Source organism: Salipiger sp. ABN3_019 (assembly GCF_056158605.1).
The window spans coordinates 2,730,101-2,742,837 of record NZ_JBSWTP010000009.1 but is presented as its reverse complement, the minus strand read 5'-3'; the positions used below and the strand labels follow the sequence as shown (position 1 = coordinate 2,742,837).

Annotated in this window: 12 protein-coding genes; 3 read left to right on the top strand and 9 right to left on the bottom strand. The window is 65.0% G+C overall.

The genetic code is table 11. The annotated features are described in order from the left end of the window. Window positions 1-13: 13 nt before the first annotated feature. The 9 genes from accC to ACXAD2_RS21370 form a co-directional block, all read right to left on the bottom strand. A complete protein-coding gene (gene accC / locus ACXAD2_RS21410) occupies window positions 14-1,366 on the bottom strand; it encodes an acetyl-CoA carboxylase biotin carboxylase subunit (protein ID WP_475174447.1) in 1,353 nt (450 codons plus the stop codon). Window positions 1,367-1,375: 9 nt separating this feature from the next. Further along, the gene (gene accB, locus ACXAD2_RS21405; protein WP_224907066.1) at window positions 1,376-1,870 is read right to left on the bottom strand and encodes an acetyl-CoA carboxylase biotin carboxyl carrier protein; all 495 of its coding nucleotides are present in this window, start codon (window positions 1,868-1,870) and stop codon (window positions 1,376-1,378) included. Window positions 1,871-2,061: 191 nt separating this feature from the next. After that, window positions 2,062-2,823 (bottom strand): hypothetical protein, encoded by a 762-nt coding sequence (locus ACXAD2_RS21400; protein WP_475174444.1) that lies wholly within the window; start codon window positions 2,821-2,823, stop codon window positions 2,062-2,064. Between the two features lie 180 nt (window positions 2,824-3,003). After that, window positions 3,004-4,956: an acetate--CoA ligase gene (gene acs, locus ACXAD2_RS21395; protein WP_475174442.1), complete on the bottom strand. Its 1,953-nt coding sequence runs from the start codon at window positions 4,954-4,956 to the stop codon at window positions 3,004-3,006. Window positions 4,957-5,204: 248 nt separating this feature from the next. After that, window positions 5,205-5,960, bottom strand: a complete 756-nt coding sequence (locus ACXAD2_RS21390; protein ID WP_475174437.1) for an ABC transporter ATP-binding protein — start codon at window positions 5,958-5,960, stop codon at window positions 5,205-5,207. Window positions 5,961-5,972: 12 nt separating this feature from the next. Then, complete coding sequence (locus ACXAD2_RS21385; protein ID WP_475174430.1) at window positions 5,973-6,728, bottom strand: ABC transporter ATP-binding protein; 756 nt, start codon at window positions 6,726-6,728, stop codon at window positions 5,973-5,975. 10 nt (window positions 6,729-6,738) lie between these two features. Next, window positions 6,739-7,947, bottom strand: coding sequence for a branched-chain amino acid ABC transporter permease (locus ACXAD2_RS21380; protein ID WP_475174427.1), 1,209 nt, complete (start codon window positions 7,945-7,947; stop codon window positions 6,739-6,741). A gap of 4 nt (window positions 7,948-7,951) precedes the next feature. Further along, window positions 7,952-8,983 (bottom strand): branched-chain amino acid ABC transporter permease, encoded by a 1,032-nt coding sequence (locus ACXAD2_RS21375; protein ID WP_164178892.1) that lies wholly within the window; start codon window positions 8,981-8,983, stop codon window positions 7,952-7,954. Between the two features lie 104 nt (window positions 8,984-9,087). Further along, complete coding sequence (locus ACXAD2_RS21370) at window positions 9,088-10,434, bottom strand: substrate-binding protein (RefSeq protein WP_066101411.1); 1,347 nt, start codon at window positions 10,432-10,434, stop codon at window positions 9,088-9,090. A 222-nt stretch (window positions 10,435-10,656) separates the two neighbouring features. On the opposite strand from ACXAD2_RS21370, the gene ACXAD2_RS21365 reads away from it, so the two are divergent. From ACXAD2_RS21365 to ACXAD2_RS21355, 3 genes are all read left to right on the top strand, one after another. Then, window positions 10,657-11,970 (top strand): helix-turn-helix domain-containing protein, encoded by a 1,314-nt coding sequence (locus tag ACXAD2_RS21365; protein ID WP_475174419.1) that lies wholly within the window; start codon window positions 10,657-10,659, stop codon window positions 11,968-11,970. A 111-nt stretch (window positions 11,971-12,081) separates the two neighbouring features. After that, a complete protein-coding gene (locus ACXAD2_RS21360) occupies window positions 12,082-12,465 on the top strand; it encodes a response regulator transcription factor (protein ID WP_066101405.1) in 384 nt (127 codons plus the stop codon). Beyond that, the gene (locus ACXAD2_RS21355) at window positions 12,462-12,737 is read left to right on the top strand and encodes a hypothetical protein (RefSeq protein WP_066101402.1); all 276 of its coding nucleotides are present in this window, start codon (window positions 12,462-12,464) and stop codon (window positions 12,735-12,737) included. The genes ACXAD2_RS21360 and ACXAD2_RS21355 overlap by 4 nt, the downstream gene beginning before the upstream one ends.

Below are 12,737 nucleotides of genomic sequence, written 5' to 3'. Positions count from 1 at the left end.
GCTCACGTGCGGGTCAGGCGTCGGCCAGCTTGCTGGCCAGCCACTTCTCGAGCCAGTGGATCGAGTAGTTGCCGGTGAGGATATCCTCTTCCTGCAGCAGCGCCGAGAACAGCGGCAGCGTGGTGTCCACGCCATCGACGATCAGCTCGCCAAGTGCGCGGTCAAGGCGCGACAGCGCCTCTTTGCGGTCGCGGCCATGCACGATCAGCTTGCCGATGAGGCTGTCGTAGTAGGGCGGGATCGAGTAGCCCTGATAGAGCGCGCTGTCCATGCGCACGCCCAGACCGCCCGGCGCGTGATACTGGGTAATCTTGCCGGGGCAGGGCGCGAAGGTGGGCAGACGCTCGGCGTTGATCCGCACCTCGATGGCGTGGCCGTTGATCTCGAGCTCTTCTTGCGTGAACGACAGGTCCATGCCGGAGGCGACGCGGATTTGCTCGCGCACGAGGTCGACACCAAAGATCGCCTCGGTCACCGGGTGCTCCACCTGCAGGCGGGTGTTCATCTCGATGAAGTAGAACTCACCGTCCTCGTAGAGGAACTCGATGGTGCCCGCGCCGGTGTAGTTGATCTTGGCCACGGCATCCGCGCAGACCTTGCCGATGCGCGCGCGCTCTTCGGGGGTGATGCAGGGGCCGGGCGCCTCTTCAAAGACCTTCTGGTGGCGGCGCTGCAGCGAACAGTCACGCTCGCCGAGGTGAACCGCCTTGCCCTTGCCGTCGCCAAAGACCTGAATCTCGATGTGGCGCGGCTTCTGCAGGTACTTCTCGATGTAGACCTCATCGTTGCCGAAGGCGGCTTTGCCCTCTGCACGCGCGGTCTGGAAGGCGCGTTCCATCTCGGCCTCGCTCAGCGCGACCTTCATGCCGCGCCCGCCGCCGCCGGCGGTGGCCTTGATGATCACCGGATAGCCGATGTCGCGGCCCACCTGCTTGGCGGTCTCGAGATCGGGCACGCCACCGTCCGAGCCGGGCACGCAGGGCACGCCGAGCGCCTTCATCGTGTCCTTGGCGGTGATCTTGTCGCCCATCACCCGGATGTGCTCGGCGGTGGGGCCGATGAAGGTAAGGTCATGATCCTCGACCATCTGCACGAAGCGGGCGTTTTCCGACAGGAAGCCGTAGCCGGGGTGGATCGCCTGCGCGCCGGTCACTTCGCAGGCCGAGATGATCGCGGGTGGCGACAGGTAGCTGTCGGTCGAGGAGGCAGGGCCGATGCAGATGGTTTCATCGGCCATGCGCACGTGCATGGCGTCGGAATCCGCGGTCGAGTGCACAGCCACCGAGGCGATGCCCATCTCGCGGCAGGCGCGGATCACGCGGAGCGCGATCTCGCCACGGTTGGCGATGAGAATTTTATCGAACATGGCAGCCTCTTACTCGAGGATGACCAGCGGGGCGCCGTATTCGACCGGGGCGCCGTCCTCGACGAGGATGCGCTTAACGGTGCCCGCGCGCGGAGCGGGGATGTGGTTCATGGTCTTCATCGCTTCGACGATGATCAGCGTGTCGCCCTCTTTGACCTGTGTTCCGACCGAGATGAAGGCCGGCGCGCCGGGCTCGGGCTGCATGTAGACGGTGCCGACCATCGGCGAGGTGACGGCGCCGGGATGCGCGGCCGGATCCTCGGGCGCGGCCTCGGCAGCGGCGGGGGCGGCTGCGGCGGCCGGTGCGGCTGCGGGAGCTGCGGCGGGAACGGCGACCGAGGCGGCCACCGGCGCCTGCGGCAGGGCGCGGCTGACGCGGACGTTCAGGCTGTCCTCTTCGCCATATTCACGCTTGACCTGCAGTTCGGTCAGATCGTTTTCGCGCAGAAGCTCTGCCAGGGCCTTGATGAAGGCCACGTCCGCTTCATGGTTATCTTTGCTCATGCGGTCCTCGCCGGTGTTATGCTGGGCCCGGTCTCTGCGGGGCCTGATGATTTCGCGCTTATAGGCCATGCTTTGACGCATGAAAAGCGAGGCGAGGCGGGAAAACCGGCCATGACGGCCGGCAAATGACGGGTTCGCGATCTTCGCTGCGGTGCGTGGGCTGAGGCGATGCTCAACCTCTGGCGTCGCGACTAAGCCATGCTCTCGGTTGGCGTGTGGGGCGCAGTGCCGTGCGAATCAGCGCCGTATCCGGTTGTCGGGCCAGCGGTGCCGTTTGTTCCGTCGGACCCCGACGGGCTGGGGCGGGCCGGCGCGGTTAGCTCGGCGGTGTTGTCGGGTACAGCGGGCTGGCGCTCGGGCAGGGGCGGGGCGTTGGCTGCGGTGCTCTCGCGCGTGGCAGGTGCGGTAAACGTGGGCGGCTCGGAGGTCGCCGATGCGCCGCGCCCGGGTTCGCCTGAACGGATCGAAGGCTCTTGCGCGCCTGCACCCTCGCGAGGGTTTGAGCCCGCCGCGAACTTCGGCTGCGGCAGGTCGGGTCGCACCTCGGTTTCTGCGTCCGTCTCTCTCTGAGTGGCGCCCGTGGACGCCTCCGCGTCGCGCGCGGGTTCCGCAGGCTCTCGGCTTACGGTCCCCTCTGCGAGCGCCTTGCCGCGCAATTCCTTCAGCAGCGCCTCGGCCTGTTCCTCGAGCAGGGCCGTAATGCGCAGTTGCATGATCGAGGGCGGCGCGACATGGCTCGAGGGATCAGGCATCCCTGTCAGGCTGCGCCAGAAGCTGGTGGGCGGCTGGCCGTCGGCGCCATATTCCCCGCCCTGATCCGTGTCGGTGGTCGATTGCTCTTTGACCGGTTGCACCTTGGTCTCCTCGGCCGTTCTGACCGGGGCGCCGGGCAAGCCGAGGGGATGCCCGGTGGCCAGAGGTGCCACCACTTGGGGAACACCGGTGAACTGCATCGAAATGCTCCGTCTGCTGTCGGTCCCCACAGCCCTAGATTAGCACAGCGCAGGGCGCACGGCAGCAGGATCCGGCGGATTTTAGGGAGTTTTCGGCAAAGCGGTTAACTGCGGATTTGATGCAGAATGCAAAGGGTCCCCGGAGGGACCCTTCACAAGACATAAGGGCCGCTCTACGGCTCACCCTTTGTTGGCGCGGTTTTCGATGAGGTCATCGACGACCGAGGGATCGGCGAGGGTGGAGGTGTCGCCAAGCGCGCCATAGTCGTTCTCGGCGATCTTGCGCAGGATGCGGCGCATGATCTTGCCCGAGCGGGTCTTTGGCAGGCCGGGGGCCCATTGGATGAGGTCGGGGCTGGCGATCGGGCCGATCTCGGTGCGCACCCAGCTGCGCAGCTCTTTCTTGAGCTCCTCGCTGGGCTCGATGCCGTTCATCAGGGTGATGTAGCAATAGATGCCCTGACCCTTCACCGCATGCGGGTAGCCCACCACGGCGGCCTCGGCGACCTTGGCATGGGCGACAAGCGCGCTTTCCACCTCGGCGGTGCCCATGCGATGGCCCGAGACGTTGATCACATCGTCGACCCGGCCGGTGATCCAATAGTCGCCATCCTCATCGGCGCGGCAGCCGTCGCCCGAGAAGTAATAGCCTTTGTACTGCTGGAAATAGGTCTGCTCAAAACGCTCGTGGTCGCCCCAGACGGTGCGCATCTGGCCCGGCCAGCTGTCCTTGATCGCCAGCACGCCCTCGGTCGGGCGCTCGGAGATCTCGACGCCCGAGGTTGGCTCGAGCACCACCGGCTGCACGCCGAAGAAAGGCTTCATCGCCGCGCCCGGCTTGGTGGCATGGGCACCGGGCAGCGGGGTCATCAGGTGGCCGCCGGTTTCGGTCTGCCACCAAGTGTCGACGATCGGGCAGCGGCCCTGACCGACCTTATCGTTGTACCAGTTCCAGGCCTCGGGGTTGATCGGCTCGCCCACGGTGCCCAGCAGCTTGAGCGAGGATAGATCGCATTTGGTTACGAAATCGTCACCCTGGCCCATGAGCGCGCGGATCGCGGTGGGGGCGGTGTAGAACTGATTTACCTTGTGTTTTTCACAAACCTGCCAGAACCGGCTGGCGTCGGGGTAGGTCGGCACGCCCTCGAACATCAGCGTCGTGGCGCCATTGGCCAAGGGCCCGTAAACAATGTAGGAATGCCCGGTGACCCAGCCCACGTCGGCGGTGCACCAATAGACGTCGCCCGGGTGGTAATCGAACACGATCTCATGGGTGAGGGCGGCGTAAACCAAATATCCACCACTTGTGTGCACAACCCCCTTGGGCTTGCCGGTCGAGCCCGAGGTGTAAAGGATGAAAAGGGGATCTTCGGCATTCATCGGCCGCGGCGGACAGTCGGGGCCGGCGGTTTCCATCAGCGCTTTCACGTCCACATCGCGCCCGTCGATCCAGCTGGTCTGGTCGCCGGTGTGTTTGACGACGAGGCAGCGCACCTTGTCCGAGCAGTGCAGGAGGGCTGCGTCGGTGTTGGACTTCAGCGCGGTGCGGCGGCCGCCGCGCGGCGCGGTGTCCGAGGTGATGACGATCTTGGCGCCGCAATCGTTGATGCGGTTGGCCAGCGCGTCGGGCGAGAAGCCGGCGAAGACGATGGAATGGATGGCGCCGATGCGCGCGCAGGCCAGCATGGCATAGGCGGCCTCGGGGATCATCGGCAGGTAGATGACGACGCGGTCGCCGCGCATGACGCCCTGCGAGAGCAGGACGTTCGCCATGCGGTTCACCTTGTCGTAGAGCTCGGCATAGGTGATGTGCTGGGCCGGGTCCGAAGGCTCGTCGGGCTCGAAGATGATGGCGGTCTGGTTGGCGCGCTCGGGCAGGTGGCGGTCGATGCAGTTGTGGGCGACGTTCAGCACGCCGTCCTCGAACCACTTGATGTCGACCTTGCCGAAGTCAAAGCAGGTGTTCTTGATCTTCGTCGGCCGCGCCATCCACTCCAGACGCTGCGCCGCTGCGGCCCAGAACCCATCCGGGTCCGAAACCGATTGCGCGTACATCTCGTCGTATTGCTCGGCGCCGATCAGAGCGTTCTCGGCGAACTCCTCGGACGGGGCGTGAAGGACAGGGTCCGTCATGATGTCTCCTCCTGTTTTGCGGAGCAGGATGCGCCTTGCGGCAGCGAAAGCAAGGGCACTTTGCGTGAAAGCGGATCACGGAGGCGCGCGTGCGGGCGGAGAGGCGGGAGCGATCGAAGGCGCGATGGCGGGCCGTCTTAAGCAACCTGAGCAGCCCGCATAAGGCGCCCTGATTGGAAATGCGCGCGGGCCGGTCCCCATCGACCCGCGCGCGGGGCCTTCCGCGGAAGGCCCGGGGCGGATGGCGTTCAGATCGCCAGATATTCCGCCCGCAACTCTTCGTTCTCGAGCACTTCGGCGGCGGTGCCGTCAAAGACGATCGAGCCCGTGTCGAGGATGATCGCCCGGTCCGCCAGTTGCAGCGCACGCACTGCGTTCTGTTCGACGAGGATCGTCGTCATCCCCTGCTCTTTGATGTGGCGCAGGGTCTTTTCGATCTCGTCGACGATCACCGGGGCTAGCCCTTCGTAGGGCTCGTCGAGCAGCAGCACCTTGATGTCCCGCGCCAGCGCCCGGGCGATGGCCAGCATCTGCTGCTCGCCGCCCGAGAGGGTCACGCCCTCCTGCTTGCGGCGCTCGCCAAGGCGCGGGAAGAGATCGTAAAGCCGCTCGATCGACCAGCCGATGGGCGGGGCGATCTGCGCCAATTGCAGGTTCTCCTCGACCGTCAGCCCGGGGATGATCCGCCGGTCCTCGGGCACGAGGCCAAGCCCGGCGGTCGCCGCCTCGTAAGAGGACATCGTGTGCAGCGGCTTGTGATCGAGCCAGATCTCACCGCGCTGGACCTGCGGCGAGTTCAGCCGGGCAATGGAGCGCAGCGTCGTCGTCTTGCCTGCGCCGTTGCGGCCAAGCAGGGCGACGATCTCGCCCTCATGCACGTTAAAGTTGATGCCCTGCACGATGTAGCTTTCGCCGTAGTAGGAATGCATGTCCCACACCGACAGGAAGGCCGGGGCCGTTTCGGCCATATTGGCGTTCTTGGAAAAATCCGGTCTGACGTTCATCTGGTTCTCTCCTTACGCCGCTTCGCCGAGGTAGGCTTCGCGCACCTTGGGGTGGCCCTTGATGTTTTCGGGGGAATCCTCGACCAGCGGCGTGCCCTGAGCGAGCACGGTGATCCGGTCGGCGAGACTGAAGACCACATGCATGTCGTGCTCGATGATCGCCATGGTGATGTCGCGCTTTTCCTTGATCTCTTTCAGCAGGTCGATCGTGTTGTTGGTGTCGGCGCGCGCCATGCCCGCAGTGGGTTCGTCGAGCAGCAAGAGGCGCGGCTCCTGCACCAGGCACATGGCCATTTCGAGCCGCCGCTTGTCGCCGCGCGACATGGAGGCCGAATGCATGTGCCGCTTGTCGAGCATCTTCACATCCTCGAGCATGGCCTCGGCGCGGCTGCGCAGTTCGGCCTCGCTGTCGACCGAGCGGAAGGCGTGCAGCCGGTAGGCGCCATCGCGGCGGGCGAAGAGCGGGATCATCATGTTCTCCATCACCGTCAGATCGCCGAAGATCTCGGGCGTCTGGAACACGCGGGAGATGCCCATCTGGTTGATCTCGAAGGGCTTGCGGCCGAGCACCGACTGCCCGTCGAACAGCACCGATCCTGTGTCGGGGATCAGCTTGCCGACGAGGCAGTTGAGCAGGGTCGATTTGCCCGCGCCGTTGGGGCCGATAATGGCGTGCACGGAGTTCTCGGCGACGCTGAGGGTCACCTCCGACAGCGCCTTGAGCCCGCCGAAGCGCTTGTTGACGTCTTTGACTTCAAGAATGCCCATCTGCGCCTCCTTACTCTGCGGGTTCTTGGCTGGCTTTACGGGCCGCGCCATTGTCTTCGGGTTTGTCGCGCTTCAGCGCCTTCGCGATCCGTTGACCGCCTTCCACCAGCCCGCCGGGCAGGAAGATGACCACCAGCATGAACAGCAGGCCCAGCGTCAGGTGCCAGCCTTTGCCGACGAAGGGATGGACAAGCGTGACGATGAAATTCTCCAGCCCGTCGGGCAGGAAGGCGAACCATCCGTGCAGCACGCTGCCGTTGATCTTTGAGAAGATGTTCTCGAAATACTTGATGAAGCCCGCGCCCAGCACCGGGCCGATCAGGGTTCCCGCACCGCCGAGGATGGTCATCAGCACCACCTCGCCGGAAGCGGTCCACTGCATGCGCTCGGGGCCGGCCAGCGGGTCCATCGAGGCCATGAGGCCACCCGCGAGCCCCGCATACATGCCCGAGATCACGAAGACCGCGAGCGTGTAGGGGCGGGCGTTGAGGCCGGTGTAGTAAAGCCGCTGCTGGTTCGACTTGATCGCGCGCAGCATCATGCCAAAGGGCGAGCGGAAGATGCGGATCGCCACATAGAAGGCGAGGATCATGATGGCGGCGCAGAGGTAGTAGCCGACCGAGAAGTTGAAGCTCCACCCGGCGATGTCGAGCGTGGTGAAGTTGCGCATCTCCAGCCCGAAGAGGTTGGTCACCGGGATGCCGCCATCGGCGGTGGCCGAACTGCCCAGAATGCGCGGATCGTCGAGGGTGATCTGCAGACCGGTCTCGCCATTGGTGATCGGGGTGAGCACCGAATAGGCGAGGTTGTAGCTCATCTGCGCGAAGGCCAGCGTCAGGATCGAGAAGTAGATGCCCGACCGGCGCAGGCTGACGTAGCCGATCACCACCGCGAACAGCCCCGCCACGATCATCGACAGCAGGATCGCCGGGATGACGTTCATGCTCAGCAGTTTGAACATCCACACCGCGGCGTAAGAGCCCATGCCGAGGAAGGCGGCGTGACCAAAGCTGAGATAGCCGGTGAGGCCGAACAGCAGGTTAAAGCCGATGGCGAAGATGCCGAAGATCACGAAGCGCTGCATCAGGTCGGGATAGCCCGCGTTGAACTGCGCCAGCGAGCTGCCGGTGGGGAAGGGGTTGAGGATGAACGGCGCGCAGAGCGCCAGAATGATGACGACCACGAAGACGGTGGTATCTTTTTTGCCAAGTCCGAACATGGTCTTAGTCCTCCATCACGCCCTTGCGGCCCATAAGGCCCCGAGGACGGGTCAGCAGAATGATGATGGCGACGAGATAGATGATGATCTGGTCGATGCCGGGCAGGATCGACTTGATCTCGTTCATCGACGCAAAGCTCTCGAGCACGCCCAGAACGAAGCCCGCCAGCACCGCACCGGGCAGCGAGCCCATGCCGCCGACGACCACCACGACGAAGCTCAGCACCAGAAAATCCATCCCCATGTGGTAGTTGGGCGAATTGATCGGCGCGTACATCACCCCCGCAAGCCCCGCCACGGCGGCGGCAAGGCCGAACATGATGGTGAAGCGACGGTCGATGTTGATGCCCAGCAGGCCCACGGTCTCGCGGTCGGCCATGCCGGCGCGCACCACCATGCCGAAGGTGGTGAACTGCAGGAAGGCGAAGACGGCACCGACGATCAGCGCGGCGAAGCCGAAGTAGACGAGGCGCCAGTAGGGGTAGATGATCACATTGGGATCAAACCCCAGCAGCACGCCGAAATCGAAGGACCCGCGGAAAACGTCAGGGGCGGGCGTCGGGATCGGGTTGGCGCCATAGAAATACTTGATGATCTCTTGCAGCACGATGGCGAGGCCGAAGGTCACAAGGATCTGGTCGGCGTGGGGACGGCGGTAGAAATGCTTGATCAGCCCGCGCTCCATGATCACACCGATGGCGATCATCACCGGGATCGAGAAGAGGATGGCGAGCGGCACCGACCAGTCGATGATCGCGGCGCCCGCGGCCTCTCCGAACCAGTCGTTCACATAGGGCACGTCGACCTTAAGCGGGTTGCCGAGGAAGTCCTTGCGGCTTTCGTCGACCACCTGATGCGACAGGGTCAGGATGCGGTTGAGGGTGACGGCGCAGAAGGCGCCGATCATGAAGAGCGCGCCATGGGCGAAGTTGACCACCCCGAGCGTGCCGAAGATGAGCGTGAGCCCCAGCGCGATCAGCGCATAGGCCGAGCCCTTGTCGAGCCCGTTCAGGATTTGAAGAATGATTGCGTCCATGTCCCGGCCTTCAGGTCAAAGGAAGTGCGGGCGCTCCCGGCGCGGGGCCGGGAACGCGGGGATGGGGGCCGCGCAACGCGACGCGGCCCGCTGTCTGGCTGGGCTCAGGCGCCCGGGTTGCAGGACCCGAGGCTGCCGCCGGCAAACATCGGGTGATCGGGGGCATACTCCACCTGCGCACGCGGGGTGACCTCGACCACTTCCAGCAGGTCGAACTCCGACTCCGGGTTCTCCTTGCCGCGCACCACCAGAACGTCCTTGAAGCACTGGTGATCGTCGGCGCGGTAGAGCGTCGGGCCATTGCCCAGACCGTCGAACTCGAAGCCCTCGAGCGCCGCCGCAACCTCGCACGGGTTGAACGAGCCCGCGCGCTGCACGGCATCGGCATAGAGCAGCGTCTGCACATAGCAGGTGTGCGCGGCCTGGCTCGGCGGGAAGCCGTATTTGGTGCCAAAGCTCTGCACGAAGGCTTTCGAGCCCTCGTCCTGCAGCGACCAGTGCCAGTTGGTGGAGCCGAAGATGCCCTTCACGTTCTCGCCCGCACCGCGCGCCATCAGACGCGAGTAGAGCGGCACGACGATCTCGAAGTTCTTGTCGTTAACCAGCTTGTCGCGCAGACCGAACTGCACGGCGTTGGTCAGCGAGTTGACCATGTTTCCGCCGTAGTGGTTCAGGATCAGCACGTCGGCGCCCGAGTTCAACACCGGCGCGATGTAGGACGAGAAGTCGGTCTGGGCGAGCGGAGTCTTGACCGTGTTGACGGTCTCCCAGCCAAGCGCCTCGGTGGCCGCCTTGATCGACTCTTCCTGCGTCCAGCCCCATGTGTAGTCGGCGGTCAGGTGATAGGCCTTGCGGTCGGTGCCATATTGTTTGGCCAGCACCGGCGCCAGCGCCGCGCCCGACATATAGGCGTTGAAGAAGTGGCGGAAACCGTTGGCCTTCTTGTCCTTGCCGGTGGTGTCATTGGAGTGGGTGAGGCCCGCCATGAAGATCACACCGGCCTCTTGGCACAGGCCCTGCACGGCCACGGCGACGCCCGAGGACGAGCCGCCCGAGATCATCACCGCGCCGTCCTTTTCGATCATCGATTTGGCGCTGGCGCGGGCGGCGTCGGATTTGGTCTGCGTGTCGCCGGTGACAAATTCGACCTTTTTGCCGAGGATGCCGGTGCCATCCAGCGTCTTCGAGCTGAAGGTGTTCAGCATGCCGCCGTCACCGCCGCCGTTCAGATGCTCGACCGCCAGCTCGAAAGCGCGCAGCTCGTCGGCGCCTTCGTCGGCATAGGGACCGGTCTGCGGCACGTTGAAGCCGAGGGTGACCGAACCGCCGGTGGGCTCATTGGTGAAGGCGGACGCGGACGAGCTGGTGAAGATCGTCGGCAGGGCCACACCGGCTCCCGCTACGGCACCAGTTCTCAGCACGCCGCGGCGTGTCAGAGTCGACTTGGACATGAATTTCCTCCCGTTTGGATGTTTGCGCCGTCAGGCTCCTCTTCCCGACACCGCAACACACGTTCCCGTGCAAAATCAGTATCGGGCCACGAAAGAAAATCACGCAACAACTGCTTTTGAGTTAACGATTTTTTTGTCAACAAATGCACAAAGCATTAGGGTATAGTGTAAATAAATTTATTTGGCGCCGCAGAAAGGCCTTGAAAGGGTTCAGGAACCACTATGCCCCGCGATACGCTGACCGGCAGTCGAATCCGCGAAAGACGCACGATTCTGGGCTTGAAACAGGCCGATCTTGCACGTCAAGCGGGCATTTCTGCATCTTATCTCAACCTGATCGAACACAATCGCCGCAGAATTGGCGGAAAATTGCTGCTCGATCTGGCGGAAATACTCAAGGTCGAACCGTCGATCCTGACCGAGGGCGCAGAGGCCGCGCTGATTGCCGCGCTGCGCGAGGCGGCGGGCACCCTGCGCGGCAACGCGGCGGAATTGGACCGGGTTGATGAATTCGCCGGGCGATTTCCCGGCTGGGCGCGGCTGCTGGCCGAGGCGCATGCCCGGGTGGAAACGCTGGAGCGCAGCGTCGAGACCCTCAGCGACCGGCTCGCCCATGACCCGCAGCTTGCCGGGGCGTTGCACGAGATGCTCTCGACCGTCACCGCGATCCGCTCGGCGGCCACCATTCTTAACGAGCCCGAGGCGATCGACCCGGACTGGCAGCGCCGCTTTCACCGCAACATCCACGAAGACAGCGCCCGGCTGGCAGAGAGCAGCCGCAGCCTCGTCAGCTATCTCGAGGCCGAGGGCAAAGCGGCGCGCGAAAGCGGCACGCCACAGGAAGAGGTGACCGCCGTTTTCGAGGCGGCGGGCTATCACTTCGCGGCGCTGGAAAAGGGGCAGGACCCCGAAACGCTGGCAGAGGAACTTGGGGCGGAGCTGTCGGGCAATGCGCGGATCCTTCTGCGGCAGGCGCTGTCCACCTATGCCGAGGACGCGCTCGCGCTGCCGCTAAAGCCCTTGCTCGCTGCCGTCTCGCAGGATGGGGCGGACCCTCTGGCGTTGCTGCAACGGTTCGGCTGCGATCCGGCGCGGGCCATGCGGCGGCTTGCGGCGCTGCCCGCAGAGGCGGCCTGCGGCCCGGTGGGGCTGGCGATCTGCGACGCTTCGGGCGCGCTCACCTTCCGCAAGCCGCTGCCGGATTTCCCGATCCCGCGCTTTGGGGCCGACTGCCCGCTCTGGCCGCTGTTCCCGGCGCTCAGCCGCCCCATGGCGGTGCTCTCGCGCCGGGTGCGGCTTGCTGGGCGGCAGGGCGGCGCGGTACGGGCCTGGGCGGTGGCGCAGCCCGCGGGTCTGCCGCAGGCCAACCGCGACCCGATCTTCGAGGCGCATATGATGATCACCCCGGCCGGGCCCGAGCGCGGCGGCGAAGAGACCGAACTGGTGGGCGCCACCTGCCGCATCTGTCCGCGTTCCCAATGCCCGGCGCGGCGCGAGCCGTCGCTTCTGGGTGACGCAGCGGAGCAGGTGCCTTAAGCGGCGTCTCTTTTTGACAGGGGGTGAAACATTGGCGATAACAAAAGCTCATGGGGGAGAAAACCATGGCGCCGGGCAGGGGAGTGGCTGGAGCCATGGAGAGAGGGGTGCATGTCCAAACACGTGCTGCTGATCGAGGATGAGCCGAATATCATCGAGGCGATCAGCTTCATCCTGTCGCGCGAAGGGCTCGACGTAGAGACCCATTCCGACGGCACCACGGCCAATGACCGGCTGCGCGATGTGAATCCCGATCTGCTGATCCTTGATGTCATGCTGCCCGGAAAGAGCGGCTACGACATCCTGCGCGATCTGCGCGCCGATCCGGCCACCGCCGAATTGCCGGTGCTGATGCTGACCGCGCGCGGCCAGACCCGCGACCGCGAGATGGCCGAGCGCGAGGGGGTCAGCGCTTTCATGTCAAAGCCATTCGCCAACAGCGAAATGCTCGAGACGGTGCGTGCCCTGCTGAGCGGCGCACCGAAAGAGGCATGAGCGAAGAGGCGCCCCGCCGCGGCACGCCGCCGGTCTTTCTTGAGCGGCAATCCTATCGCCGCCGCCGGGTGATGGACGGGGCGCGAGTGCTCCCCTTCCTCGGGGCGCTGTTGTGGCTGGTGCCACTGCTCTGGCAGGAAGACCCGACCGAGGGCGTGCGCAGTTCGGCGGTGATCGTCTATCTCTTTGGTGTCTGGCTGGCGCTGGTGCTGTTTGCCGCGGGCATCGCCTGGGCGCTGGGGCGTCCGGGGCCGGGAGACGGGGGAGACTAG